The following is a 25,892-nucleotide window of genomic DNA, read 5'->3' as shown; positions in this document are numbered from 1 at the left end:
CTACGGCAAGCCGCGTAAGCGGTAAAAAATGAAACCTCATAAAAAGCAGATTAATGCTTAAGGGATCACAATGCAGAACAGCGCGATGAAACCCTGGCTGGACTCCTCCTGGCTGGCCGGCGCGAACCAATCTTACATAGAGCAACTCTATGAGGATTTCCTGACCGATCCTGACTCAGTTGATGACATGTGGCGCGAGCTGTTCCAACAGCTGCCGGGCACTGGCGTGAAACCTGAGCAATTTCACTCCACCACGCGTGACTATTTCCGCCGTCTGGCAAAAGATGCTACGCGTTACACATCAACCGTGACCGATCCGGCCGCTAATTCCAAACAGGTTAAAGTGCTGCAGCTGATTAATGCGTTCCGCTTCCGCGGCCATCAGCATGCCAACCTCGATCCGCTTGGCCTGTGGAAACAGGACCGGGTAGCCGACCTCGATCCGGCTTATCACGATCTGACCGACGCCGATTTTCAGGAAAGCTTTAACGTAGGTTCTTTTGCTATCGGCAAAGAGACTATGAAGCTGGCCGATCTGTTTGCGGCGCTGCAGCAGACTTACTGTGGCTCGATTGGTGCAGAGTACATGCACATCAACAACACCGACGAGAAGCGCTGGATTCAGCAGCGTCTGGAATCGGTGGTGGGCCACGCGTCTTTCAGCAGCGACGAGAAAAAAGGTTTCCTGAAAGAGCTGACCGCGGCAGAAGGCCTGGAAAAATATCTGGGTGCGAAATTCCCGGGTGCGAAGCGCTTCTCGCTGGAAGGCGGTGATGCGCTGGTGCCCATGCTGCGCGAGATGATTCGTCACGCTGGCAAGAGCGGTACGCGCGAAGTGGTGCTGGGTATGGCGCACCGCGGTCGTCTCAACGTACTGATCAACGTATTAGGTAAGAAGCCGCAGGATCTGTTTGACGAGTTCTCCGGCAAGCACAAAGAACATCTCGGCACCGGCGACGTGAAGTACCACATGGGCTTCTCGTCTGACGTCGAAACCGAAGGCGGCTTAGTGCACCTGGCGCTGGCGTTCAACCCGTCGCATCTGGAAATCGTCAGCCCGGTAGTGATGGGTTCGGTGCGTGCGCGTCTGGATCGTCTGGCCGAGCCAAGCAGCAACAAAGTTCTGCCAATCACCATTCACGGTGATGCTGCCGTTATCGGCCAGGGCGTGGTGCAGGAAACCCTGAACATGTCGCAGGCGCGTGGCTACGAAGTGGGCGGTACCGTTCGCATCGTGATCAACAACCAGGTTGGTTTCACCACCTCCAACCCGAAAGATGCGCGCTCTACGCCGTACTGTACTGACATCGGCAAGATGGTGCTGGCTCCGATTTTCCACGTTAACGCGGACGATCCAGAAGCGGTAGCGTTTGTGACTCGCCTGGCGCTGGATTATCGCAACACCTTTAAACGTGATGTGTTCATCGACCTGGTGTGCTATCGCCGTCACGGCCACAACGAAGCCGACGAGCCAAGTGCAACTCAGCCGTTGATGTACCAGAAAATCAAAAAGCATCCAACGCCGCGTAAAATCTACGCCGATCAGCTGGAAAGCGAAGGTGTTGCGACCACTGAAGATGCCACCGAGATGGTTAACCTGTACCGCGACGCGCTGGATGAAGGCGAATGCGTGGTGCCGGAATGGCGTCCGATGAGCCTGCATTCATTCACCTGGTCGCCATATCTGAACCACGAGTGGGACGAAAGCTACCCGGCAACCGTGGAACTGAAACGCCTGCAGGAACTGGCGCGCCGCATCAGCAGCGTACCGGAATCGGTAGAAGTGCAGTCTCGCGTGGCCAAGATCTACAACGATCGCAAAGAGATGGCCGAAGGTAACAAAGCGTTCGATTGGGGCGGTGCTGAAAACCTCGCTTACGCCACGCTGGTTGACGAAGGAATTCCGGTGCGTCTTTCCGGTGAAGATACCGGTCGCGGTACCTTCTTCCACCGTCATGCGGTGATCCACAACCAGACCAACGGCTCAACCTACACGCCGCTGCACCATGTCCATAACGGTCAAGGTCAGTTCAAAGTGTGGGATTCCGTGCTGTCTGAAGAAGCGGTACTGGCCTTCGAATACGGTTACGCCACCGCAGAACCGCGCGTGCTGACCATTTGGGAAGCACAGTTCGGCGATTTCGCCAACGGCGCACAGGTAGTGATCGACCAGTTCATCAGCTCCGGCGAGCAGAAATGGGGCCGTATGTGTGGCCTGGTCATGTTGCTGCCGCACGGTTATGAAGGTCAGGGTCCTGAGCACTCCTCAGCGCGTCTGGAGCGTTATCTGCAACTCTGTGCTGAACAGAATATGCAGGTGTGCGTGCCTTCAACGCCAGCGCAGGTTTACCACATGCTGCGTCGTCAGGCGCTGCGCGGTATGCGCCGTCCGCTGATCGTCATGTCACCAAAATCACTGCTGCGTCATCCGCTGGCGATTTCCAGCCTGGAAGAGTTGGCCACCGGCAGCTTCCAGCCGGCGATTGGTGAGATCGACGATCTCGATCCGCAGCAGGTTAAACGCGTCGTACTGTGTTCGGGCAAAGTTTATTACGATCTGCTGGAGCAGCGTCGTAAAAACGAGCAGACCGACGTGGCTATCGTGCGTATCGAACAACTCTATCCGTTCCCGCACAAAGTCGTGCAGGACGTATTGAAAAACTATGCTCATGTGCAGGATTTCGTGTGGTGTCAGGAAGAGCCGCTGAATCAGGGCGCATGGTATTGCAGTCAGCATCATTTCCGCGAAGTGGTTCCATTTGGTGCGTCACTGCGTTATGCAGGCCGTCCGGCTTCTGCTTCACCGGCCGTGGGCTACATGTCCGTACATCAAAAACAGCAGCAAGACCTGGTTAATGACGCGCTGAACCTTGGTTAATAAAAAGGAAAGAAAATGAGTAGCGTAGAAATTCTCGTTCCCGATTTGCCTGAATCCGTAGCGGACGCAACGGTTGCAACCTGGCACAAAAAACCTGGCGACTCCGTGAGCCGCGATGAAGTACTGGTAGAGATTGAAACTGACAAAGTGGTGCTGGAAGTGCCTGCTTCAGCGGACGGCATTCTGGAAGCCGTGCTGGAAGAGGAAGGCGCTACCGTCACTTCTCGTCAGATTCTGGGCCGTCTGAAAGAGGGCAACAGCGGCGGGAAAGAGACTGCGGCAAAAGCGGAAAGCAAAGAGTCTACACCAGCACAGCGTCAGACCGCTTCTCTGGAAGAAGAGAGCAACGATGCGCTCAGCCCAGCGGTTCGCCGTCTGATTGCTGAAAACAACCTCGATGCCAGCCAGATCAAAGGCACCGGCGTTGGCGGCCGTCTGACGCGTGAAGATGTGGAAAAACATCTGGCGAAGAAAGCCGACAGTGGCAAAGCCGCACCAGCGCCAGCCGCTGCTGCTGCACCGCAGGCCGCTGTGGCTAACCGCAGCGAAAAACGCGTACCGATGACGCGTCTGCGTAAGCGTGTTGCCGAGCGTCTGCTGGAAGCGAAAAACAGCACCGCGATGTTGACCACGTTCAACGAAATCAACATGAAGCCAATCATGGACTTGCGCAAGCAGTACGGCGATGCGTTCGAGAAGCGTCATGGCGTGCGTCTGGGCTTCATGTCCTTCTACATCAAAGCGGTGGTTGAAGCGCTGAAACGCTTCCCGGAAGTGAACGCGTCCATTGATGGCGAAGATGTGGTTTACCACAACTATTTCGATGTGAGCATTGCGGTTTCTACTCCGCGTGGTCTGGTAACGCCAGTGCTGAAAGATGTTGATGCGCTGAGCATGGCCGACATTGAGAAGAAAATTAAAGAGCTGGCGGTGAAAGGCCGTGACGGCAAGTTGACGGTTGAAGAGCTGACCGGCGGTAACTTCACCATCACCAACGGTGGTGTGTTTGGTTCGCTGATGTCGACGCCAATCATCAACCCACCGCAGAGCGCGATTCTGGGCATGCACGCTATCAAAGAGCGCCCAATGGCGGTCAATGGTCAGGTTGTGATTCTGCCAATGATGTATCTGGCGCTCTCTTACGATCACCGTTTAATTGATGGTCGTGAATCCGTTGGCTATCTGGTCGCGGTGAAAGAGATGCTGGAAGATCCAGCTCGCCTGCTGCTGGACGTCTAATTTCGCCGGGCGCGCGGTGTGAAGGCGCGCCCAAACTCATACCTGAATGGATAGAACATCATGAATTTACATGAATACCAGGCGAAGCAGCTGTTTGCACGCTATGGCATGCCAGCACCGACAGGCTACGCCTGCACCACGCCACGTGAAGCCGAAGAAGCCGCGTCTAAAATCGGCGCTGGTCCGTGGGTAGTGAAATGTCAGGTTCATGCCGGTGGCCGCGGTAAAGCGGGTGGCGTGAAAGTGGTTAACAGCAAAGAAGACATTCGTGCTTTTGCTGAGCATTGGCTGGGCAAGCGTCTGGTGACCTATCAAACGGATGCGCACGGTCAGCCGGTAAACCAGATTCTGGTTGAAGCCGCGACTGATATCGATCAGGAGCTGTATCTGGGTGCGGTGGTTGACCGTGCGACTCGTCGCGTGATCTTTATGGCCTCGACGGAAGGCGGTGTTGAGATTGAGAAAGTGGCAGAAGAAACGCCACACTTGATCCACAAGATGGCACTGGATCCATTAGCGGGTCCACAGCCGTATCAGGGCCGCGAGTTGGCGTTTAAACTCGGCCTGACCGGTAAGCAAGTTAGCCAGTTCACCAAAATCTTTATGGGTCTGGCGACCATGTTCCTTGAGCGCGATCTGGCGATGGTTGAGATCAACCCGCTGGTGATCACCAAGCAGGGCGACCTGATCTGCCTCGACGGCAAACTGGGTGCAGACGGCAACGCACTGTTCCGTCAGCCGGAACTGCGTGAAATGCGCGATCCGAGCCAGGAAGATCCACGTGAAGCACACGCTACGCAGTGGGAACTGAACTACGTTGCGCTGGATGGCAACATCGGCTGTATGGTGAACGGCGCCGGTCTGGCAATGGGCACCATGGACATCGTGAAACACCACGGTGGTGAGCCAGCAAACTTCCTGGACGTTGGCGGCGGCGCAACCAAAGAGCGCGTAACCGAAGCCTTCAAAATCATCCTGTCTGACGATGCGGTAAAAGCCGTGTTCGTTAACATCTTCGGCGGCATCGTGCGTTGCGACCTGATCGCAGACGGCATCATCGGTGCAGTGGCAGAAGTGGGTGTAAACGTGCCAGTTGTGGTACGTCTGGAAGGTAACAACGCCGAGCTGGGCGCTAAGAAACTGGCGGACAGCGGTCTGAACATCATTGCAGCAACCAGCCTGACAGACGCTGCACAGCGTGTTGTAGCTGCAGCGGAGGGTAAATAATGTCCATTTTGATCGACAAAAACACCAAAGTCATTTGCCAGGGTTTCACCGGTGGTCAAGGGACGTTCCACTCTGAGCAGGCGCTGGCCTATGGTACGCAGCTGGTTGGCGGTGTCACGCCAGGCAAAGGCGGCACCACGCATCTCGGCCTGCCGGTGTTCAACACCGTGCGTGAAGCAGTAGAAGCGACTGGCGCAACCGCCACGGTTATCTACGTTCCAGCGCCGTTCTGCAAAGACGGTATTCTGGAAGCGATCGATGCGGGTATCAAACTGATCATCACCATCACCGAAGGTATCCCAACGCTGGATATGCTGACCGTGAAAGTGAAGCTGGATGAAGCTGGCGTACGCATGATCGGCCCGAACTGCCCAGGCGTGATCACCCCAGGCGAATGTAAGATCGGTATCATGCCGGGCCACATTCACCAGCCAGGCCGCGTCGGTATCGTATCGCGTTCAGGTACGCTGACTTATGAAGCCGTTAAGCAGACCACGGACATCGGCTACGGCCAGTCTACCTGCGTAGGTATCGGTGGCGACCCGATCCCAGGATCTAACTTCATCGACATCCTGAAACTGTTCCAGGAAGATCCACAGACCGAAGCGATCGTGATGATCGGTGAGATCGGTGGTAGTGCGGAAGAAGAAGCAGCAGCCTACATCAAAGCGCACGTGACCAAGCCGGTTGTCGGCTACATCGCGGGTGTGACTGCACCGAAAGGCAAACGTATGGGCCACGCAGGCGCCATCATTGCCGGTGGTAAAGGTACTGCTGATGAGAAATTTGCTGCGCTGGAAGCGGCCGGTGTGAAAACCGTACGCAGCCTGGCAGACATTGGTGACGCGGTTAAAGCGGTTCTGCCAATCAAATAAGCCAGTATTGACGGATATTGAAAAGCCACCTTCGGGTGGCTTTTTTTTGGGTAATGACCCGCCGAAAACAGGGGCAAAAAGCGCAACGGTTTCAAGAACAGCGGCTATGCTTACTCTGCCATCAGGGTAAAGAAGGGAAAAGTCACTGGATCTTCTTCAAACAATTGGCGCACGACTTTCCAGAACGAGGTTAAATAATTGCGGAAAAGGTAATTATATTCTTAATTATAAGACGATGTTTTGACATCTAATTAACAACCACACTAACACTACATATCTGGAAATTTATTGTCTTAATCCAGATCAATAAATAGCGTGTTATAGGAAACTTTACCGCTAGCAAAACAGCGACTAACCGGTATAAATTGCGCTGCATCAATTCAGTCTTCGTCATAATTTTTCGGGAGTTTGTGCCAGGCGTTGTTATATCAATTCTGCCGCCTCCTCATTTCACTCCTGCTTAAAATTGACTGAAAGGATCGGTTTTTAAGGGAATTTTATCACTGTTACTCGCCTTCTTCGGGCAACAGTTTTCTCTGTTCTATCAGTAACAAAACTGGAATCAATAATCAGTCGTTCCTGAATCTTATTCTGCGCGTCAATGTCTGTTGTTTGCCGTTGTCATCCGCAGGGGAAGTTCATGCGAGGAGCAAGGAGTCATCATGTTAGATATTGTCGAGCTGTCGCGTTTACAGTTTGCCCTGACGGCGATGTACCATTTCCTGTTCGTGCCATTAACGCTGGGTATGGCGTTTTTATTGGCGATCATGGAAACCGTATATGTCCTGACGGGGAAACAAATTTATAAAGATATGACTAAGTTCTGGGGCAAGTTGTTTGGTATCAACTTTGCGCTTGGCGTGGCTACCGGCCTGACCATGGAATTCCAGTTCGGTACCAACTGGTCATATTACTCACATTACGTCGGCGATATCTTCGGTGCGCCGCTCGCCATTGAAGGATTAATGGCGTTCTTCCTCGAATCCACCTTTGTTGGCCTGTTCTTCTTCGGCTGGGATCGTCTGGGCAAGGTGCAACACCTTGCGGTGACCTGGCTGGTGGCGCTCGGTTCCAATATGTCCGCGCTGTGGATTCTGGTGGCGAACGGCTGGATGCAAAACCCGATTGCTTCCGAGTTCAATTTTGAAACCATGCGTATGGAGATGCTGAGCTTCTCCGAGCTGGTGCTAAACCCGGTTGCGCAGGTGAAGTTTGTGCATACCGTGGCCGCTGGCTACACCACAGGTGCGATGTTCATCCTGGGTATCAGCGCATGGTATCTGCTGAAAGGGCGCGATATTGCTTTCGCTAAACGCTCCTTTGCAATCGCAGCCAGCTTCGGTATGGCGGCGATTTTGTCAGTGATCGTGCTGGGTGACGAATCTGGTTATGAAATCGGCGACGTGCAGAAAACCAAACTGGCGGCGATTGAAGCAGAATGGGAAACCCAACCGGCTCCAGCTGCGTTTACGCTGTTTGGTATTCCGGACCAGGAAACGCAGGAAAACAAATATGCGATTCAGATTCCGTATCTGCTCGGTTTGATCGCCACGCGTTCTGTTGATACGCCCGTGACCGGTTTGAAAGATCTGCTGGCGCAACATGAAGTGCGTATTCGTAACGGCATGAAAGCCTACGCGCTGCTGAACGAACTGCGTGGTGGCAGTAAAGATCCTGCTGTGCGCAGCCAGTTTGAAGCCAGCAAAAAGGATCTGGGTTATGGCCTGCTGCTGAAGCGCTATACACCGGATGTGGCTAACGCCAGCGAAGAACAGATTCAGAAAGCCACGAAAGACTCAATCCCACGCGTAGCACCGCTGTACTTCGCCTTCCGCATCATGGTGCTGGGCGGCGTGCTGATGCTGGGCATCATTGCACTCTCCTTCTGGAGCGTGATTCGTAACCGCATCGGTAAGTCGCGCTGGTTACTGAAAGCCGCGTTGTATGGCATTCCATTGCCATGGATTGCGATTGAAGCGGGTTGGTTCGTTGCCGAGTATGGTCGTCAGCCGTGGGCAATTGGTGAAGTGCTGCCAACCGCAGTCGCTAACTCCTCATTGACCGTCGGCGATCTGCTGTTCTCAATGACGCTGATTTGCGGTCTCTACACTTTGTTCCTCGTGGCGGAAATGTACCTGATGTTCAAGTTCGCGCGCCTCGGTCCAAGCAGCCTGAAAACCGGCCGCTATCATCATGAAACGCTGAAGACATCATCTCAGCCGGCGCGTGGATAAGGAGAGCGACCATGTTTGATTACGAAGTATTGCGCTTTGTCTGGTGGCTGCTGATTGGCGTGTTGCTAATTGGTTTTGCGGTCACCGATGGCTTTGATATGGGCGTCGGTATGCTGACCCGCATTCTCGGACGCACCGATACCGAACGTCGCATCATGATTAACAGCATTGCGCCGCACTGGGACGGCAACCAGGTTTGGCTGATCACCGCCGGTGGCGCGCTGTTCGCCGCCTGGCCAATGGTGTATGCGGCTGCGTTCTCCGGCTTCTATGTGGCAATGATTCTGGTGCTGGCTTCACTGTTCTTCCGTCCGGTGGGTTTTGATTACCGTTCGAAGATTGAAGATATGCGCTGGCGTGGCATGTGGGATTGGGGCATTTTCATCGGCAGCTTTGTCCCGCCGCTGGTAATTGGTGTGGCATTCGGCAACCTGCTGCAAGGCGTGCCGTTCCATGCTGACGAATATCTGCGCCTCTTCTATACCGGCAACTTCTTCCAGCTGCTGAATCCGTTTGGCTTGCTGGCCGGCGTGGTGAGTGTGGCGATGATTCTGACGCAGGGCGCAACTTATCTGCAGATGCGTACCGCTGGTGAGTTGCACGTCCGCAGCCGCAGCACCGCGCAAATCTCGGCGCTGGTGATGATGGTGTGCTTCATCCTTGCCGGTGTGTGGGTGAAATACGGCATTGACGGTTATGTGCTGAAGAGCGTTATCGATCATCACGCCGCATCCAACCCGTTGGGTAAAGATGTGGTGCGTGAGGCTGGCGCATGGATGGTGAACTTCGAGCAGATGCCAGTGTTGTGGCTGTTCCCGCTGTTGGGCGTTGTGTTACCGCTGCTGACCATTCTCTTTTCGCGTATCGAGAAGGGCGCTCTGGCGTTTATCTCTTCTTCACTGACGTTAGCGTGCGTGATCATGACGGCCGGGATTGCGATGTTCCCGTTCATCATGCCATCCAGCACTGTGCCAGGCATCAGCCTGACGATGTGGGATGCCACGTCTAGCCTGCTGACGCTGAAAGTGATGACCATTGCCGCCATCATCTTTGTACCGATTATCCTGGCGTACACCGCCTGGTGTTATTACAAGATGTTTGGCCGTATCACCAAAGAACACATTGAGAGCAATACGCACTCCCTGTACTGATTAAGGAGATTGAGCATGTGGTATTTTGCCTGGATTCTTGGCACCTTGCTGGCCTGTGCGTTCGGTGTGATTACGGCGCTGGCGCTGGAGCACGTTGAAGAGAGCAGCGCGAAGGACGAGCAAGTCTGATGCGCACACTGATTCAGACGCTTTATCGTCTGATGGACAAGGGCCCGCTTCGGGCCCTTTCGCTAATCCTCGCGTTGTGGCTGGCGGGCTGTGTCATTTGGCAGCCTTCGCGCTTTGCCGCGCGCACCAGTGATTTAGCGATATGGCACGGAATGCTGCTGATATGGGCCGTTTGTACCGGCGTGATACACGGCACCGGATTTCGCCCGCAGCGCCTGCGCTGGCAAGCGCTGTTTTCTCCGCTGCCGGCAATGTTGGTGTTAATCGTGGGAATTTTCTGGTTCTACCATTAAGTCCAGGCTCAGGACTTAAAAACGCTGCATTTTCAGGCGCTGACGTGAGGTTTTGTCAGCGTCCGGTCAAGAAACATCCTATAAATCCTTCCAGTTGTTAACCTGTGATAATTATTTTCGCCTGGCTCTGGCGGACCATTCCCAAGCCGATCTCACTTGCGTATAGTAGCAACGTTTAAAATGAGACCGGGATGTAGAGTGAGTACTACGCTGTTTCGCTGGCCGGTTCGTGTCTATTACGAAGACACCGATGCCGGTGGTGTGGTTTACCACGCCAGTTATCTTGCTTTCTATGAACGAGCACGTACCGAAATGTTGCGCCAGCACCATTTCAATCAGCAGGTCCTGTTGGAAGAGCAGGTGGCTTTTGTGGTACGACGCATGACGATCGATTTTGTTGCGGCTGCACGTCTGGACGATCTTTTGGAAATTCAAACTGAAGTGACCTCAATGACGCGTGCTACGATGACGTTCTCGCAGCGTATCGTGAATGCAGAAGGCAAAGTGCTAAATGAAGCAGAAGTCCTGATTGCCTGCATCAACCCACATCTAATGAAGCCAATTGCGCTTCCCAAGTCTATTGTCGCGGAGTTTAAGCAGTGACTGACATGAATGTTCTTGATTTGTTCCTGAAGGCGAGCCTTCTGGTCAAACTTATCATGTTGATTTTGATCGGCTTTTCTATTGCCTCATGGGCGATCATTATTCAGCGTACGCGCATTTTGAATGCGGCGGGGCGCGAAGCCGAAGCCTTTGAAGATAAGTTCTGGTCGGGTATCGAGCTGTCACGCCTGTATCAGGAAAGCCAGGGACGCCGCGACGAATTGAGCGGATCTGAGCAAATTTTCTATTCGGGTTTCAAAGAGTTTGCGCGCTTGCACCGTGCTAACAACCATGCGCCGGAAGCGGTTGTAGAGGGCGCGAGCCGTGCGATGCGTATCTCCTTCAATCGCGAACTGGAAACGCTGGAAACTCACATTCCTTTCCTTGGCACCGTTGGCTCCATCAGCCCGTATATCGGTCTGTTTGGTACGGTGTGGGGGATCATGCACGCCTTTATCGCCCTCGGTGCGGTAAAACAGGCCACGCTGCAGATGGTTGCTCCGGGTATTGCCGAAGCGTTGATCGCGACCGCAATCGGTCTGTTTGCGGCCATTCCTGCCGTTATGGCGTACAACCGTCTGAACCAGCGCGTTAACAAGCTGGAACAGGGCTACGACAACTTCATGGAAGAGTTCACGGCTATCCTGCATCGTCAGGCTTTCTCCACCGAAAACACGAAGTAAGTCGAGGTTTACGATGGCCAGAACCCGTGGTCGCGGTAAACGCGACCTTAAGTCGGAAATCAACATTGTTCCACTGCTGGACGTGCTGTTGGTGTTGCTGCTCATCTTTATGGCAACCGCGCCGATTATTACCCAGAGCGTGGAAGTGGATCTGCCGGATGCGACAGATTCCAAAACCGTCTCAACTGATGATAATCCACCGGTGATTGTTGAAGTGTCTGGTGTTGGCCAGTACAGCCTGGTGGTGGATCACGATCGTATGACGCAGTTGCCGCCGGAGCAGGTGGTGAGCGAAGCGCAGCGCCGGATTGAAGCCAATCCGAAAACGGTCTTCCTGATCGGCGGTGCGAAAGACGTCCCTTACGACGAAATCATCAAGGCGCTGAACCTGTTACATCAGGCAGGCGTGAAATCTGTCGGTTTGATGACGCAGCCGATTTAAAGCGAACCGTTTTTGGGAACCGAGTGTGTCGAAGGCAACCGAGCAGAACGACAAGTTAAAACGCGCAATAATCGTTTCGGTGATTCTGCACATCGTGCTGATCGCCTTACTGATTTGGAGCTCGTTTAACGAAAAAATCGAATCCAGCGGCGGTGGCGGTGGCAGTGATATTGACGCAGTGATGGTCGATTCAGGCGCCGTGGTTGAGCAGTATAACCGCCAGCAGAATCAGCAACGAGACAGCCAACGCGCCGAGCAGCAGCGTCAGAAACAGTCGCAGCAGCAGGCCGAAGAGTTACAGCAGAAACAAGCTGCTGAGCAGCAGCGCCTGAAAGAGATGGAAAAAGAGCGCTTACAGGCCCAGCAGGAAGCCAAAGAGCAGGCGAAGCAGCAGGCCGAGCAGCAGAAAGCCGCTGAAGCCGCCGCTAAGCAGGCGCAGGAACAGCAGAAAACTGCCGAAGCTGCCGCAGCGAAAGCCAAGGCCGATGCTAAAGCGGAAGCCGATGCGCAAGCAAAAGCGGCCGCCGACGCCAAAGCCAAAGCGGCAGAAGAAGCTAAGCAAGCCGCAGCTGACGCGAAGAAGAAAGCGGACGCGGAAGCCAAAGCTGCCGCTGCTGAAGCGGCCAAAGAGAAAGCGGCGCAGCAGGCAAAAGCGGCCGCAGAATCGAAAGCCAAAGCGGATGCTGAAGCCAAAGCTCAGGCTGCTGCCGATGCAAAGGCGAAAGCGGCTCAGGAAGCGAAAGAAGCTAAAGAGCAAGCGGCTGCTGAGGCGAAAGAAAAAGCCGCTGCAGAAGCGAAAGAAAAGGCTGCTGCCGAGGCGAAAGCCAAGGCCGATGCAGCTGCGAAGGCCAAAGCGGATGCAAAAGCGAAAGCCGCTGCTGATGCCAAAAAAGCCGCCGCGGAAGCTGCGAAGAACGCAAACGCCGTTGACGATCTGTTAGGTGGTTTGTCTTCTGGTAAGAATGCACCGAAAAGTGGTACTGCGTCGGGTGGCGCTGCAGGGCAGGGCAATCAGAAGAAAGCGGGTGCATCCGGCGCGGACATCAACAATTACCTGGGCCAGGTGGTTGGCGCAATTCAAAGCCGTTTCTACGATGCGGATTTGTATAAAGGTAAAGAGTGCAACCTGCGCATCAAGCTGGCACCGGATGGTTTACTGATTGATGTTAAATCGGAAGGCGGCGACCCAGCCTTGTGTCAGGCCGCTATCGCTGCCGCAAAGCAGGCGCGTATTCCAAAGCCGCCTTCGCAGGCGGTGTATGAAGTGTTTAAAAACGCACCTATGCGTTTCAAACCAGAATAATGCAGTAACGTACGGCAGGTTGAACTATGGTTAGCTCGCCGTACTCTATAAGTACTCGTGTTTTTCAGGAACTGTGCGAATTATCATGAACCTCTGGTTCAGGTAAGGGAGAAAAAATGAAGCAGGCACTTCGTGTAACCTTAGGTTTTTTTGTACTGCTGTGGGCAGCAATGCTTCATGCAGAAGTCCGTATTGAAATTACGCAGGGCGTTAACACCGCACGCCCTATTGGTGTGGTTCCGTTCCAATGGGCTGGCCCAGGCGCGGCACCAGAAGACATCGGCGGGATCGTTTCTGCTGACTTACGCAACAGCGGTAAATTCAATCCGCTGGACCGTTCACGTCTGCCACAACAGCCAGCCAGCGCGCAGGAAGTTCAACCTGCCGCATGGAGCGCATTGGGTATTGATGCGGTCGTGGTCGGCCAGGTAACGCCAAACGCTGACGGCAGCTATCAAGTTGCCTATCAGCTGGTGGATACCGGCGGCGCGCCAGGCACCGTGCTGGCACAGAACTCTTACAAAGTGACTAAACAGTGGCTGCGTTATGCGGCGCACACTGCCAGTGACGAAGTGTTCGAGAAGCTGACCGGCATCAAAGGCGCATTCCGCACCCGTATTGCCTATGTGGTGCAGACCAATGGCGGTCAGTTCCCGTATGAGTTGCGCGTGTCGGATTACGATGGCTACAACCAGTTTGTGGTTCACCGTTCACCGCAGCCATTGATGTCTCCGGCCTGGTCGCCAGATGGCAGTAAAGTGGCTTACGTGACCTTCGAAAGCGGCAAATCTGCGCTGGTCGTGCAGACGCTGTCCAACGGTGCAATCCGTCAGGTGGCTTCGTATCCGCGTCACAACGGTGCGCCAGCCTTCTCACCAGACGGTTCTAAACTGGCCTTCGCGCTGTCGAAAACCGGTAGCCTGAACCTGTACGTGATGGATCTGGCTTCTGGGCAGACGCGTCAGGTGACGGATGGTCGTTACAACAGCACTGAACCGACATGGTTCCCGGATAGCCAGACGCTGGCTTACACCTCGGACCAGGCCGGTGCGCCACAAATTTATAAAGTTGGTATCAACGGCGGTGCGCCACAACGTATTACCTGGGAAGGTGCGCAAAACCAGGATGCGGATGTGTCAACCGACGGCAAAACTATGGTGATGATCAGCAGCGCCGGTGGCGCTCAGCACGTCGCCAAACAGGATCTGGTAACGGGAGCCGTTCAAACAATAACGGACACGTTCCTGGATGAAACGCCGAGTCTGGCGCCAAACGGCACAATGGTAATCTATAGCTCTACTCAGGGGATGGGTTCCGTGTTGCAGTTGGTTTCAACCGACGGGCGTTTCAAAGCGCGTCTTCCGGCAACTGATGGACAGGTCAAATTCCCTGCCTGGTCGCCGTATCTGTGATGCATAGATCCCCTGCACGGCGGGGGATTAAAATGTATGGCAAACAAAATAATAGGATAAAGAAATGCAACTGAACAAAGTGCTGAAGGGTTTGATGCTGGCTCTGCCGGTTATCGCAGTAGCTGCATGTAGCTCACACAAAAACAACAACAACGATCAGACTGGTATGGGCGCTAACGACGGTGCTTACGGTGCTGGTCAGAACGGTAACATGTCTTCTGACGAGCAAGCGCGCCTGCAGATGCAGCAGCTGCAGCAGAACAACATCGTTTACTTCGGTCTGGACAAGTATGACGTGGCTTCTGACTACGCTCAGATGCTGGATCAGCACGCGGCATTCCTGCGTGGCAACCCGTCTTACAAAGTGACCATCGAAGGTCATGCGGATGAGCGCGGTACTCCAGAATACAACATCGCCCTGGGCGAACGTCGTGCAAGCGCCGTTAAGATGTATCTGCAAGGCAAAGGCGTTTCTGCTGACCAGATGTCTATCGTATCTTACGGTAAAGAAAAACCAGCTGTACTGGGTCATGACGAAGCGGCTTACGCTAAAAACCGTCGTGCCGTACTGGTTTACTAAGAAAATATCATGATGAGTAACTTCAGACTTCATCTGTTGAGTCTGTCGTTACTGGTTGGTTTAGCGGCCCCTTTGGGGGCTGCTAATGCCCAGGCGTCAATCAGTAGCGTTGGCTCAGGCTCGGTCGAAGACCGCGTCACCACTCTTGAACGTATCTCTAATGCCCAGGCTCAGCTTCTGCAGCAATTGCAGCAGCAAATGAGCGATAACCAAAGCGATATCGATTCGCTGCGCGGGCAAATCCAGCAAAACAGCTATCAGCTTAATCAGGTGATTGAGCGCCAGAAACAGCTTTATCAGCAAATCGACAGCCTCAGCTCCGGCAGTAACGGTGCGCAGGCCGGCGGTAGTACTGATGCCGCTGCTGCGGGTGCTACAGCGGCTGATAGCGGTAGCAGCGATAGCGCCAGTGCGGCCGCGCCAGCACAAACCGGCGATGCCAACACGGATTACAATGCTGCAGTTGCGCTGATTCTGGAGAAGAAGCAGTACGATCAGGCGATTACTGCCCTGCAGGCTTGGGTGAAGAAATATCCTGATTCTACCTATCAGCCTAATGCCAATTACTGGCTGGGTCAGCTGTATTACAACAAGGGCAAAAAAGACGATTCGGCCTATTATTTTGCCACTGTGGTAAAAAATTACGCGAAATCGCCAAAAGCCCCGGAAGCGCTGTTTAAGGTTGGCGTGATCATGCAAGAGAAGAACGACACGGCGAAAGCCAAGGCTGTCTTCCAGCAAGTGATCAAACAATTCCCAAATAGTGATTCTGCTAAGCAGGCGCAAAAACGTCTTGCCGGGTTGTAATTTGTGCTTAAAAGACCGGATTTCGTGTGATTTCTGGTCTTACAGCATGAAAGGTAAGCAATTGAGACATTTAGTGGAAAATAAGGGTTGCGCCCTCCCGCTAAATCAGTAATATATGCCGCCGTTGCCGGGACATATCTTAACAAGTATCGGCAGCACTGAAGATGGGTCGTTAGCTCAGTTGGTAGAGCAGTTGACTTTTAATCAATTGGTCGCAGGTTCGAATCCTGCACGACCCACCATCTCAACCCGTTGTAAGTGAGATGATTTCTTCAGTAAGCTTCACAACCTTGATGGGTCGTTAGCTCAGTTGGTAGAGCAGTTGACTTTTAATCAATTGGTCGCAGGTTCGAATCCTGCACGACCCACCATCAAATAAAGGTTGTAAGCCCAGAGCGGGTCGTTAGCTCAGTTGGTAGAGCAGTTGACTTTTAATCAATTGGTCGCAGGTTCGAATCCTGCACGACCCACCAGTTATGTAGAAAGGCGCCCTAAAGGCGCCTTTTTGCTTTTCTACATTTTAGAAAAAATTCTAGCGATGTTGCTTTGGGATCGGTGCCGGGCTCTAAAAGGCGGGACGGATCGCGAAGACACAACACATCCCTGTGGATCGGCCTCGCCATCCATGGCTCGGACGCTTCGCTCCTTCCGCTCCCGCCTTTCAGAGCTTTCAGGCTCAAAAGTCGCTTCTAAAATTAGTGCACATTTTTGCATAAAGGCGGGGATAAGGGGCGGTGGAGTAAAGCTTCCGGCGCATGGATGCGCCGGCAGAGCCTACAGGGATGTATCCACGGCGACTTTACGCAACCGCCCCTTATTTCCGCCTGAAACGCACTATTTAGATTTCTTAACCGGTGTCAGACTTTTCCAGATATGCAGCACCGCATAGCTGCGCCACGGTCGCCAAACCTGCGATAACTGCTCCGCCACTTTGGCACTCACGCCGCCGAGGTTATTACGAATCGCAATATCCTCTTTGGGGAACGCATCAGGCCAACGCAGTGCGCGCATCGCGATATAACTTGCCGTCCACGGCCCAATCCCTTTCAGTGCCAGTAACTGCTGCTGAACCACATCAGGATTCACCGCACCGTTGAAGCGCAATGCGCCAGAAGCACAGGCCTGAGCCAGTGCCTGAATGGCATGTGAACGCGCATTGACAATCCCCAGGCTGGCGATATCATCGATGCTCGCCGCCGCAAGCGACTCCGCATTCGGCGGCAAACGCGAAAGTTCTGGCCACGGCGTTACCAGCGGCTCACCAAAGCGCTGTGCCATTCGGCTACTTAACGTGGTTGCCGCTTTAACCGTAACCTGCTGTCCGAGTATCGCGCGCACACCCAACTCAAAGCCGTCAAACGCACCAGGAACGCGTAAACCGGGGAAGCGCGACAAGCTCTCGGCTAAAAGCGGATCGTGGCTTAGATGCTCTGCTATGCGCTGTGGCTGAGCATCCAGGTCAAACAGATCGCGCAGACGACGTAGTAAAGCGGGCAGCACCGGCGTCAATGACGTCGTGAATTGCACCTTCAGCGACTGTTTCTCCGCAAGATGGCTCACGCGCACCCAGCCGCGACAGTTGCCCAGCGTTACGGTGCGGTGATAAATGCCCTCGTTCACCCATTCCACTTCCTTAATCACGCGCTGTTGCAGAAAATCGAGCATCGCATCCCAATCGTAAGGCGGTCGATAACTCAGGCGCAGTTCGGCGCTCTCCTGCGCGGTCTTCACGGCGTCAGGTTGATTCTGTTTGCGCAGGCGGGAAGGCGTCATGCGATAGCGCGCCTGGAACACATCGTTGAAACGCCTCAGACTGCGAAAGCCGCTGGCGTAAGCAATTTCCGTAACCGGCAGAGAGGTTTCCGTCAGAAGTTGCTTAGCGAGCAGCATACGACGTGTCTGACGCAGCTCTAAAGGCGATACGCCGAGCTCCTGCTGCACCACGCGACGTAATTGACGTTCACTCAGGTCAAACTCGCTAGCGATGTCTGCCAGCGTTTCCTGTTCTTCCAGCATGCCTTCTTCGATGCGGCGAATTAAACGGTCAGCAATGCGGTGATGGCTATCCACCGGCGCAGATCCGGGTGCCAGTTCCGGGCGGCAGCGTAAACACGGACGGAAGTGCGCTTTCTCGGCGGCCTCTGCACTGCTAAAAAACAGGCAGTTCTTCTGCATCGGCGCTTTCACCGGACAAATGGGGCGGCAATAAATGCCGGTGGATGTCACGCCAACAAAAAACAGCCCGTCGAAGCGGCTATCGCGCGACGTCAGGGCCTGGTAAGCAATTTCAGCATCAAACATCATTGTCTCCGGCAAATAAACGGCATAGTCGCGCAAGCTGAACAGGAAAACTCGCTGCTTTCGGACAGCTAACCAGTTTATGCTGATGACCGAAAACAGCCAGTTTCCTGCGGCGGAAATGCGATAATCGCCAGCAGAGATTAAGCCGGAGGTGCACCATGTATCATGCCAAAATCATCGCAACGCCTGTTGGCGAGCTCACGCTTGTTGCCACCGATAAGGGATTGTCAGCGATTCTGTGGGAAAACGAAGGCGCGCAGCGCGTGCCGTTGAAGCCGATTAGCCTTAACGATCAGCATCCGATTCTGTGTGAGGCTGAACGCCAGCTGCGCGAATATTTCGCCGGTGAACGTCAGCAGTTTGATATGCCGTACGACACTGTCGGCACCGAGTTTCAGAAAAAAGTGTGGCAAGCGTTACTGACTATTCCGTTTGGTGAAACGCGCAGCTACCTGCAAATCGCCGAGCAGATCGGCAATCCCAAAGCGGTGCGCGCCGTGGGCGCAGCCAACGGTAAAAATCCGCTATCGATTATGGCGCCATGCCATCGCGTAATTGGCAGCAACGGCAAACTCACCGGTTTTGCAGGCGGACTCAGCGTCAAAGCCTTCCTGCTGGAGCTGGAAAGCCCACAGAAGAGCACATTGTTGCTGTAGAGCGTGCAAAAAAGAGACGACACTCTCGCGCAATTCCGTTATCGTGTTTAGCATATAAAACACGATGGCGGTTTTGATGCCGCATCATTGCCGTAAAAGGCAATTTTGTTAAATTGAGAAAACGAGAGCCGTGTCATGAGTCTGATGTTTGATCCCGAAAGCGCGATCTATCCTTTCCCGCCGAAACCGGCATGTCTCAGTGACGATGAGAAATCCCACTACAAAAACAAAATCAAACGCTTGCTGAAAGAACGTGATGCGGTGATGGTGGCGCATTACTACACCGATCCCGAAATTCAGGCGCTGGCGGAAGAGACCGGCGGCTGCGTATCGGACTCACTGGAAATGGCGCGTTTCGGCAGCACCCATCCCGCCAAAACCTTGCTGGTGGCGGGCGTGCGTTTTATGGGCGAAACCGCAAAAATTCTTAGCCCGGAAAAAACCGTGCTAATGCCCACCTTGCAGGCGGAATGCTCGCTCGATCTCGGTTGTCCGATTGAGGAATTTAACCGCTTCTGCGATCAGCATCCCGATCGCACCGTGGTGGTGTATGCCAACACCTCGGCGGCGGTGAAGGCGCGCGCGGATTGGGTCGTCACCTCAAGCATCGCGGTTGAGCTGATTGAACATCTCGACAGCCTTGGCGAGAAAATTATCTGGGCACCGGATCGCCATCTTGGCCGCTACGTCACGCAAAAATCCGGCGCAGATGTGCTGTGCTGGCAGGGCGCTTGTATCGTGCATGACGAGTTCAAAACGCAGGCTTTGCAACGTATGAAGGCGCTCTATCCGGATGCGGCGGTGCTGGTGCATCCTGAATCACCGCAGGCGATTGTCGATCTGGCCGATGCGGTGGGATCGACCAGCCAGCTGATTCAGGCGGCGCAAAGCTTGCCGCATCCACAGATGATCGTCGCCACCGATCGCGGCATCTTCTACAAAATGCAGCAGGCGGTGCCGAACAAAGAGTTGCTGGAAGCGCCAACTGCAGGCGAGGGCGCAACCTGCCGCAGCTGTGCGCACTGTCCGTGGATGGCGATGAACGGCCTGAAAGCGATTGCCGAAGGACTGGAACGTGGCGGCAGCGAGCATGAAATCCATGTCGATGCTGCGCTGCGCGAGGCCGCGTTGATCCCGCTTAATCGCATGCTATCCTTTGCTGCAGATCTCAAACTTAAAATCAAAGGGAATGCATGACGGGCTCCCGTTACACAGGCACCTTATATGGACTTCTTTAGCACGCAAAATATTCTGGTTCACATTCCGCTTGGCGTTGGCGGCTACGATCTGTCATGGATCGAAGCCGTTGGCACGATTGCGGGCTTGCTGTGTATCTGGCTCGCCAGCCTCGAAAAAATCATCAACTACTTTTTCGGGCTGATTAACGTCACGCTGTTTGCGGTGATCTTCTTCCAGATTCAGCTCTACGCCAGCTTATTGCTGCAGCTGTTCTTCTTCGTCGCCAACGTTTACGGCTGGTACGCGTGGAGTCGGCAAACCGCCAATAACGAAACTGAGCTGAGAATTCGCTGGCTGTCGCGCTCAAAAGCCTTGGGTTGGGGCGCGGCGTGCGTGGTGGCGATTGCGCTGATGACGGTGTATATCGATCCGGTGTTTGCCTTCCTGACCAAAACCGCAGTCGGCATCATGCAGAGTCTTGGCCTCAACGTGGCGATGCCGCAGCTGCAGCCGGACGCTTTCCCGTTCTGGGATTCGTGCATGATGGTGCTGTCGATTGTGGCGATGATTCTGATGACGCGGAAATACGTTGAGAACTGGCTGCTGTGGGTGGTGATCAACGTGATTAGCGTGATGATCTTTGCGCGTCAGGGCGTTTATGCCATGTCACTGGAGTACGTCATTCTGACGCTGATTGCGCTCAACGGTTCGCGTCTGTGGATGCAAAGCGCACGCGAACATGGCTCGCGCGCGCTGTCACATCAGTGATGATGATGAGCATGACCTTCCAGCGCAGCATGATCGTGGTGATCGTGCTGCGCAGCGCTATTATTTAAACACAACTCGCAGTCCGGTCCGCTGCACGGTTGATACTCCATCTGCACCGTGGCGTGGGCAATCTGATAGTGCTCATGTAGATATTTGTGGATGCGCTTAAGCAGGCCGTCATGATCGTAAGGCGGAATCACCTGTACATGCAGCGTCAGCACCGGCTTCTCACCCACTTGCCACAGATGAACGTGATGCACGTTACGCACTTCATCGATATTGCGCGTCAGCTCGCGCGACAATTTATCCGCGTTGATATGACCCGGCGCACCTTCCAGCAGCTCATGCAGACTCTCGCGCAGCAGCGACCAGGCACTGCGCACCACCAGCAATGACACCAGCAGCGACAGAATCGGGTCGATTGGCGTCCAGCCGGTCAGCATGATGATCACCGCCGCGACAATCGCACCGACCGAACCCAGTAAATCGCCCAGCACATGCAACGCCGCCGCACGCACGTTGAGGTTTTTCTCTTCGCTGCCGCGATGCAGCAGCCAGAATGACAGCAGATTCGCCAGCAATCCGGCAATGGCGATGCCGAGCATCAATCCGCCGGCAATTGGCTGTGGCTCGTAGAAGCGACGCAGCGCTTCCCAGACAATCAGCACCGTTATCACTAAAAGCGCAATGGCGTTGACGAACGCCGCTAAGGTGGTAAGACGCAGCAAGCCGAAGGTATGACGTGCGTTGGGTTTACGCTGGGCAAATTGCACCGCAAGCAACGCCATCAGTAGCGCGGCGGCATCGGTCAACATATGCCCGGCATCAGCCAGCAGCGCCAGCGAGCCAGAAACCAGCCCGCCAATCACTTCTGCCACCATAAACACTGCCGTTACGCCAAACGCCGCGGCCAGCCGCGTGCGGTTACTGTTAGCTGCGCCGTGGGAATGAGTGTGTGCCATAATTTTCCAGTTGTTTAAGTAACGTGTTTGTTAATGATATCAGTAAATTGAGATCCTCAAGCGGCAACTGCTGCCGTTGGGTCTGCACAATCAACTGCTGACAGCGCTCGGCAACCTCATCCATACCGAGCATCAACCAGCTGCCTTTCATGCGGTGCGCCGCCTGTTCCAGCGCTGACCAGTTTTGCGCATCGCGCGCGCTGAGCAGCGAATCCCGATCCTGTTGCAGCGTGCGCTGCAAGGTCTGGCAGATGCGCGGAATAAACGCCTGATTATTGTGCGCCAGAATCAGCAGGCTGTTTGGCAACGCATCCAGTGGATCTTTTATCGCGCGCGCCAGCAACGGTGCCAGATGATCGAGCTCGATGGGTTTAAGCAGCAAGGCTTCGTCATCCTGCAGGGCGATTTTCAGCAACTGAACATCCGCAGAGCACAGCACGCGCAGCGTGTTGCTGCCGCGCTGGCGCTGACGGCGGCGCAGAATACGCAGCAGCGTTAAACCGTCCGGGCGCGGCATCATTTGATCGATAAACAGAATATCGAAGGCGCGCTGGGCATCGGCGCGCAGCAGCGCGCGGCCCTCTTCAAACACCTGCGACTGCACACCAAAGTTCGCCAGCTGCTGCTGCATCACCAAAAGATTGGTCGGGTGATCGTCCACGATCGCGACGCGCAGCTGCGGGTAACGTGGCCAGCTGGCTGTGCGCTCGGTTAACGGCTCTTCGCTCAGTACTAACGGCAACTGCACGCTGACCGTGGTGCCGCTGCCAGGTTGTGAAGTGAGTGTTAGCGTACCGCCCATTCGCTGCACAATCTCGCGACAGATAAACAAACCCAACCCGCTACCTTGTACCGCATGGCTTTTGCCGGATGGCGCCTGATACCAGGGTTCAAACAGCTCTGCCTGCTCGTTAAGCGGAATACCGCTGCCGGTGTCGGCCACCGTAAGTTGAATATGCGCATCAACCGCCAGCGACAGGCGCACTTCGCCTTCGCGGGTAAACTTCAGGGCGTTGGCCACCAGATTATTCACCACCTGCTGCAGGCGATCGCCATCCAGCAGCACGCTGGCAGGCAGCGGCGTCAGCGCTTCGGCAATCAGGTTTGGCCCGGCATCGCGCATCAAGGGATGATAGAACTGCTGCTGTTGCTGCAGCCAGAGCGTCAGATTGAGCGGGCGCGGCGCCAGGCGGAAGCTCTGGCTCTCAATGCGAGCGTGATCCTGCAAGTCGTTTAGCAGCGCCATCAGCGAGCGCGCGCTGCTGTGCATCAGCGCCAGCCGTTCGCTCGGGTGCTGCTGCTGTTCCAGCTCCAGCAAACCGAGAATCGCCTGCATCGGCGTGCGCAGTTCGTGGCTGGCGGTGGCGAGAAACTGGCTCTTGGCGGCATTGGCGCGTTCGGCCTGTTCACGCTGCAATCGGTCACGACGCTGTTGCCAGTAACGACGCGCCAGCAAACCCAGCAGCAACAGAATAATTACGCCTGCCGCGATCAAAATCATCAGCGGGATATTGCGCATCGCCATCGTCGTACCGGGCTGCGGCGGCTGTGACCAACTGACGCGCATCTGATTAAGCGTATCGGGCGGGATCTGCTGTAATGCATGGTCGAGCAGGGCGCGCAGCTCGGGTTGTTGTGCACTGACCTGCGGCGCCAGCGGCCAGGCGATATCGCTGGCGGCAAACGCCAGATGCACACGATTATCTTCGTGACTCGCCATGCGCCAGCGTGCGGACAGCACGTTATCCACCAGCGCATCAATCTGGCCGCTATTCAGCGCTTGCCACAGCTGCGCCCGGTCGTCGAACGGTTGTGGCGTAAAGCCCGATGGCAGTAAACGCGAGGCTAAGTCGTCACGCAACACACCCACGCGCTGGCCTTGTAACGATTGCCAGTTCATCGGTTGATGGGTGGCGAGCGTGTAAATCCCCCAAATGGCGCGCCATACCGGCAAGGTGTTGCTGCCGGGATCGTCGCCGTACAGCGGCTGTAACAGATTCAGCATCACCTGCTGTTGCTGCAAAAGCGTGGCGGCCTGCTGCGGATTGTTGACCCAGCGCGGAGTAAAACGCAGGCCGGTACTTTGGCTCAAGGCGTTGAGCAGGTCGATGCCGAAGCCGCGCGCATTGCCGCTGCTGTCGCGATAACTCCATGGCGCGTTATCTGCCTCAACCGCATAGGGAATTTCGTTGTGCTGTGCCAGCCACTGCTTTTCGCCGGCCGACAGCATCAATGTTTGCGTGTCCTGATAGCGCAGCAGCGGCGGGCTCCAGCGCTGCTGGACGCGACTGCTGAACTCGGCGGGAAGCAGGCGCAGCTGACTGTTAAGCCAGTGGATCAAGGCGGCATCGCGCGCCAGCGCACGTAGCGTCAGTTCACCCGCGCCGGGATCGGCGGTGATTTGGTAGATTTGTCCTTGCTGCAGCTGGCCCAGCAGGAAACCGGCGCTGGCTTCATCGGCGACCAGGTAATCGCTCTGCTGATTGAGCAGCGCGTACAGCGCCTGCAGATCGCCCGGCAAAGTATGCCAGCGATGCTGCTGGACAAATTCGGCGGGCAATTGCGCTAACGTCGCCTCGGCAATGGTTAGCTGCGCGGTATCGCTGTTGAACATCACCGCGCGCTGATTATCCCGGTTGCGATAGATACGAATTGGGCTGCTGTACCAGCTGTCGCTGAGCAAAACATCGGGCGGTAGCTCGGCGTGTTGATTACTTAACACCAAATCCACCTCGCCGCGCTGCAAGGCTTTCAGTTGCTGCGCGCGATCGGCATAGCTTTGCAGCGTGAAACGGGTGCCGGTCAGCTGGCTAAGCGCGCTGAGATAATCGGCGTCGATGCCCCAAATGTGATCGCCAATGCGCATCGCCCAGGGCGCGCTGTTTTGTGCCGGCACCGCGACGCGCAAAGTTGCCCCCGGCCACGGCTCGGCGTGCGGCGCTGGCATCATCGCGGGTAACATCACGCTGCTGGCGGGTTGCAGATCGGCTTTCGCCAGCACACTCAGCATCAGCAGGCTGAGCAGTAGCCAAATCCTCACTGCTGCGCTTTCCACAGCTCAGCCAGCTCAACCACCGATTGCACGCCGGTTTTCTCCAGGATGTTTTTCTTGTGGGTGCTGACGGTTTTATTGCTGATGTGCAGCTGCTCGCCAATCTGCAGATTCGATAAGCCGCGCACCAGCAGCGCCACAATCTGCTGCTCTTTCTCGGTTAACGGCAGTTCGATACGCTCTGGCAGCGGCGGAAAAGCCTGTTGTCCGCCAAGTACTGCCAGAATCGCACTCAATAGTTGCGCCATGCTTTGGCTTTTCACCACGTAACCGGCGGCGCCCAGCGATACCGCGCTGAGCAGCGTGTGGCGGCTCTGCTGCGCGGAATAGATTAATACCGGGCAGTGCTGATTGCGCACGCGTAACCGGCGCAGCAGCTCAAGGCCGTCGCAATCGGGTAAGCCTATATCCAGCACAATTAAATCGATGGGATGATGCTGCAGCAGTTGGCGTGCCTGAGCTTCGTCGCCAGCGGCGTGAATTTTCAGCGTGATGGGAGCATTAACGCAAGCCGCTTCCAGTGCGACTTCAACTAACGGGTGATCATCAATAAGCAGCAATGAAGCCATGAATCAGTTCCTGTGAATTTCATTGCTTCAGCATAGCGGAAAAGGGCGGGGGGCAAAATAAAAGGGAGAGCCGAAGCTCTCCCGATTGATACCAATGACTTACTTATTGCGTGGTGCCATCGGTCTTATGATGCTTGGTTCCGACTTTTTTGTTCATGTCAGGGCATTTGCCCTCTTTACACATTGAATTTTTATGAACCTGTTCCGCAGACATATTGCTGGTGTCGGTGCCGGATGTTGCAGCGCTATTGGTGTTCATGCTGCCGCTGTTGATTTTGCTATTATCAACTTTATTCGGTGGCAGATTTTGTTTTGCACCACCGGCTGCTGCGCCTGCTTCTGCTGAAGCGTTAGCCGCGCCATTATTGTCTGCAGCCATTACAACACCACTACCTAAAGTCATCGCTGCCGTCAGAAAGATCATTGCAAACTTATTCATCATTATGCTCCAGTAATTAATGGATAGTTGCCGTCAAACACGCACGGGTGTTAAGTGACGAAAATAGCGTGCCGCGATGGAATAAAATTCCACCTTATACGCTTCGCTTA

The 25,892-nt window shown here is 54.9% G+C and carries 23 protein-coding genes and 3 tRNA genes; 21 read left to right on the top strand and 5 right to left on the bottom strand.

Translation table 11 applies throughout. From position 1 onward, the window contains the following. Positions 1–70: 70 nt before the first annotated feature. The 18 genes from sucA to PanJK_RS10465 all read left to right on the top strand — a co-directional run bounded on the left by sucA (position 71) and on the right by PanJK_RS10465 (position 16,329). Positions 71–2,878, top strand: a complete 2,808-nt coding sequence (sucA, locus tag PanJK_RS10550; RefSeq protein ID WP_265299534.1) for a 2-oxoglutarate dehydrogenase E1 component — start codon at positions 71–73, stop codon at positions 2,876–2,878. 15 nt (positions 2,879–2,893) lie between these two features. Further along, positions 2,894–4,117 carry a 2-oxoglutarate dehydrogenase complex dihydrolipoyllysine-residue succinyltransferase gene (odhB, locus tag PanJK_RS10545; protein ID WP_256695938.1) on the top strand — a complete coding sequence of 408 codons (1,224 nt, stop codon included), beginning with the start codon at positions 2,894–2,896 and terminating at the stop codon, positions 4,115–4,117. Positions 4,118–4,177: 60 nt separating this feature from the next. Then, complete coding sequence (sucC, locus tag PanJK_RS10540) at positions 4,178–5,344, top strand: ADP-forming succinate--CoA ligase subunit beta (protein ID WP_007890646.1); 1,167 nt, start codon at positions 4,178–4,180, stop codon at positions 5,342–5,344. Beyond that, positions 5,344–6,219: a succinate--CoA ligase subunit alpha gene (gene sucD, locus PanJK_RS10535; protein WP_101763214.1), complete on the top strand. Its 876-nt coding sequence runs from the start codon at positions 5,344–5,346 to the stop codon at positions 6,217–6,219. The genes sucC and sucD overlap by 1 nt, the downstream gene beginning before the upstream one ends. A 662-nt stretch (positions 6,220–6,881) precedes the next feature. Beyond that, positions 6,882–8,453, top strand: a complete 1,572-nt coding sequence (gene cydA, locus PanJK_RS10530; RefSeq protein ID WP_154153344.1) for a cytochrome ubiquinol oxidase subunit I — start codon at positions 6,882–6,884, stop codon at positions 8,451–8,453. 11 nt (positions 8,454–8,464) lie between these two features. Further along, complete coding sequence (cydB, locus tag PanJK_RS10525; RefSeq protein ID WP_008107378.1) at positions 8,465–9,604, top strand: cytochrome d ubiquinol oxidase subunit II; 1,140 nt, start codon at positions 8,465–8,467, stop codon at positions 9,602–9,604. A gap of 15 nt (positions 9,605–9,619) precedes the next feature. After that, positions 9,620–9,733 (top strand): cytochrome bd-I oxidase subunit CydX, encoded by a 114-nt coding sequence (gene cydX, locus PanJK_RS10520; protein ID WP_007890642.1) that lies wholly within the window; start codon positions 9,620–9,622, stop codon positions 9,731–9,733. Then, on the top strand, positions 9,733–10,026 hold the full coding sequence (gene ybgE / locus PanJK_RS10515; protein WP_265299527.1) for a cyd operon protein YbgE: 294 nt from the start codon (positions 9,733–9,735) through the stop codon (positions 10,024–10,026). The genes cydX and ybgE overlap by 1 nt, the downstream gene beginning before the upstream one ends. Positions 10,027–10,224: 198 nt before the next feature. After that, positions 10,225–10,629 carry a tol-pal system-associated acyl-CoA thioesterase gene (ybgC, locus tag PanJK_RS10510; RefSeq protein WP_008107385.1) on the top strand — a complete coding sequence of 135 codons (405 nt, stop codon included), beginning with the start codon at positions 10,225–10,227 and terminating at the stop codon, positions 10,627–10,629. Further along, positions 10,626–11,312, top strand: a complete 687-nt coding sequence (gene tolQ / locus PanJK_RS10505; protein ID WP_256695940.1) for a Tol-Pal system protein TolQ — start codon at positions 10,626–10,628, stop codon at positions 11,310–11,312. The genes ybgC and tolQ overlap by 4 nt, the downstream gene beginning before the upstream one ends. Before the next feature lie 13 nt (positions 11,313–11,325). Further along, positions 11,326–11,754, top strand: coding sequence for a colicin uptake protein TolR (tolR, locus tag PanJK_RS10500; RefSeq protein WP_008107389.1), 429 nt, complete (start codon positions 11,326–11,328; stop codon positions 11,752–11,754). A 25-nt stretch (positions 11,755–11,779) separates the two neighbouring features. Continuing rightward, complete coding sequence (tolA, locus tag PanJK_RS10495) at positions 11,780–13,057, top strand: cell envelope integrity protein TolA (RefSeq protein ID WP_256695941.1); 1,278 nt, start codon at positions 11,780–11,782, stop codon at positions 13,055–13,057. A gap of 116 nt (positions 13,058–13,173) precedes the next feature. Beyond that, the gene (gene tolB / locus PanJK_RS10490) at positions 13,174–14,469 is read left to right on the top strand and encodes a Tol-Pal system beta propeller repeat protein TolB (protein WP_101763208.1); all 1,296 of its coding nucleotides are present in this window, start codon (positions 13,174–13,176) and stop codon (positions 14,467–14,469) included. A 64-nt stretch (positions 14,470–14,533) separates the two neighbouring features. After that, positions 14,534–15,049, top strand: coding sequence for a peptidoglycan-associated lipoprotein Pal (gene pal, locus PanJK_RS10485; protein WP_008107396.1), 516 nt, complete (start codon positions 14,534–14,536; stop codon positions 15,047–15,049). A 9-nt stretch (positions 15,050–15,058) separates the two neighbouring features. Then, a complete protein-coding gene (gene cpoB / locus PanJK_RS10480; RefSeq protein ID WP_256695942.1) occupies positions 15,059–15,856 on the top strand; it encodes a cell division protein CpoB in 798 nt (265 codons plus the stop codon). A gap of 166 nt (positions 15,857–16,022) precedes the next feature. Then, positions 16,023–16,098 (top strand) — tRNA-Lys (locus tag PanJK_RS10475). A gap of 53 nt (positions 16,099–16,151) precedes the next feature. Beyond that, positions 16,152–16,227: transfer RNA gene (locus tag PanJK_RS10470), tRNA-Lys, on the top strand. 26 nt (positions 16,228–16,253) lie between these two features. Beyond that, positions 16,254–16,329: transfer RNA gene (locus PanJK_RS10465), tRNA-Lys, on the top strand. Between the two features lie 361 nt (positions 16,330–16,690). On the opposite strand, the gene PanJK_RS10460 is transcribed toward PanJK_RS10465, so the two are convergent. Beyond that, positions 16,691–18,157, bottom strand: a complete 1,467-nt coding sequence (locus PanJK_RS10460) for an AlkA N-terminal domain-containing protein (protein WP_265299520.1) — start codon at positions 18,155–18,157, stop codon at positions 16,691–16,693. Between the two features lie 158 nt (positions 18,158–18,315). Between PanJK_RS10460 and PanJK_RS10455 the strand changes: the two genes are divergently transcribed. The 3 genes from PanJK_RS10455 to pnuC all read left to right on the top strand — a co-directional run bounded on the left by PanJK_RS10455 (position 18,316) and on the right by pnuC (position 20,760). Next, positions 18,316–18,813 carry a methylated-DNA--[protein]-cysteine S-methyltransferase gene (locus PanJK_RS10455; RefSeq protein WP_265299518.1) on the top strand — a complete coding sequence of 166 codons (498 nt, stop codon included), beginning with the start codon at positions 18,316–18,318 and terminating at the stop codon, positions 18,811–18,813. Between the two features lie 135 nt (positions 18,814–18,948). After that, complete coding sequence (nadA, locus tag PanJK_RS10450; protein WP_265299516.1) at positions 18,949–20,010, top strand: quinolinate synthase NadA; 1,062 nt, start codon at positions 18,949–18,951, stop codon at positions 20,008–20,010. 27 nt (positions 20,011–20,037) lie between these two features. Continuing rightward, positions 20,038–20,760: a nicotinamide riboside transporter PnuC gene (gene pnuC, locus PanJK_RS10445; protein WP_265299514.1), complete on the top strand. Its 723-nt coding sequence runs from the start codon at positions 20,038–20,040 to the stop codon at positions 20,758–20,760. Here pnuC and zitB read toward each other — a convergent pair. The 4 genes from zitB to PanJK_RS10425 all read right to left on the bottom strand — a co-directional run bounded on the left by zitB (position 20,754) and on the right by PanJK_RS10425 (position 25,782). Further along, positions 20,754–21,722, bottom strand: a complete 969-nt coding sequence (zitB, locus tag PanJK_RS10440; protein WP_256695947.1) for a CDF family zinc transporter ZitB — start codon at positions 21,720–21,722, stop codon at positions 20,754–20,756. The two genes, pnuC and zitB, sit on opposite strands and share 7 nt — an antisense overlap. Beyond that, positions 21,691–24,732, bottom strand: coding sequence for an ATP-binding protein (locus tag PanJK_RS10435; RefSeq protein ID WP_265299985.1), 3,042 nt, complete (start codon positions 24,730–24,732; stop codon positions 21,691–21,693). Before PanJK_RS10435 ends, zitB begins: the two co-directional genes overlap by 32 nt. Positions 24,733–24,758: 26 nt before the next feature. Beyond that, positions 24,759–25,343, bottom strand: a complete 585-nt coding sequence (locus tag PanJK_RS10430; RefSeq protein WP_256699407.1) for a response regulator transcription factor — start codon at positions 25,341–25,343, stop codon at positions 24,759–24,761. A gap of 103 nt (positions 25,344–25,446) precedes the next feature. Next, the gene (locus PanJK_RS10425; RefSeq protein WP_256698382.1) at positions 25,447–25,782 is read right to left on the bottom strand and encodes a YbgS-like family protein; all 336 of its coding nucleotides are present in this window, start codon (positions 25,780–25,782) and stop codon (positions 25,447–25,449) included. Positions 25,783–25,892: the final 110 nt, after the last annotated feature.

This window comes from Pantoea sp. JK (assembly GCF_026130245.1).
In the GTDB taxonomy this organism is placed as follows: domain Bacteria; phylum Pseudomonadota; class Gammaproteobacteria; order Enterobacterales; family Enterobacteriaceae; genus Pantoea; species Pantoea trifolii.
Note: the sequence above shows the minus strand (reverse complement) of the source record. Positions and strands in the feature narration are given on the sequence as shown.

Coding starts and splice junctions, on each gene's coding strand:
- sucA (WP_265299534.1), top strand. CDS start 71: ATGCAGAACAGCGCGATGAAACCCTGGCTGGACTCCTCCTGGCTGGCC.
- odhB (WP_256695938.1), top strand. CDS start 2,894: ATGAGTAGCGTAGAAATTCTCGTTCCCGATTTGCCTGAATCCGTAGCG.
- sucC (WP_007890646.1), top strand. CDS start 4,178: ATGAATTTACATGAATACCAGGCGAAGCAGCTGTTTGCACGCTATGGC.
- sucD (WP_101763214.1), top strand. CDS start 5,344: ATGTCCATTTTGATCGACAAAAACACCAAAGTCATTTGCCAGGGTTTC.
- cydA (WP_154153344.1), top strand. CDS start 6,882: ATGTTAGATATTGTCGAGCTGTCGCGTTTACAGTTTGCCCTGACGGCG.
- cydB (WP_008107378.1), top strand. CDS start 8,465: ATGTTTGATTACGAAGTATTGCGCTTTGTCTGGTGGCTGCTGATTGGC.
- cydX (WP_007890642.1), top strand. CDS start 9,620: ATGTGGTATTTTGCCTGGATTCTTGGCACCTTGCTGGCCTGTGCGTTC.
- ybgE (WP_265299527.1), top strand. CDS start 9,733: ATGCGCACACTGATTCAGACGCTTTATCGTCTGATGGACAAGGGCCCG.
- tolR (WP_008107389.1), top strand. CDS start 11,326: ATGGCCAGAACCCGTGGTCGCGGTAAACGCGACCTTAAGTCGGAAATC.
- tolB (WP_101763208.1), top strand. CDS start 13,174: ATGAAGCAGGCACTTCGTGTAACCTTAGGTTTTTTTGTACTGCTGTGG.
- pal (WP_008107396.1), top strand. CDS start 14,534: ATGCAACTGAACAAAGTGCTGAAGGGTTTGATGCTGGCTCTGCCGGTT.
- cpoB (WP_256695942.1), top strand. CDS start 15,059: ATGATGAGTAACTTCAGACTTCATCTGTTGAGTCTGTCGTTACTGGTT.
- PanJK_RS10460 (WP_265299520.1), bottom strand. CDS start 18,157: ATGTTTGATGCTGAAATTGCTTACCAGGCCCTGACGTCGCGCGATAGC.
- PanJK_RS10455 (WP_265299518.1), top strand. CDS start 18,316: ATGTATCATGCCAAAATCATCGCAACGCCTGTTGGCGAGCTCACGCTT.
- nadA (WP_265299516.1), top strand. CDS start 18,949: ATGAGTCTGATGTTTGATCCCGAAAGCGCGATCTATCCTTTCCCGCCG.
- pnuC (WP_265299514.1), top strand. CDS start 20,038: ATGGACTTCTTTAGCACGCAAAATATTCTGGTTCACATTCCGCTTGGC.
- zitB (WP_256695947.1), bottom strand. CDS start 21,722: ATGGCACACACTCATTCCCACGGCGCAGCTAACAGTAACCGCACGCGG.
- PanJK_RS10435 (WP_265299985.1), bottom strand. CDS start 24,732: ATGCTGAGTGTGCTGGCGAAAGCCGATCTGCAACCCGCCAGCAGCGTG.
- PanJK_RS10430 (WP_256699407.1), bottom strand. CDS start 25,343: ATGGCTTCATTGCTGCTTATTGATGATCACCCGTTAGTTGAAGTCGCA.
- PanJK_RS10425 (WP_256698382.1), bottom strand. CDS start 25,782: ATGAATAAGTTTGCAATGATCTTTCTGACGGCAGCGATGACTTTAGGT.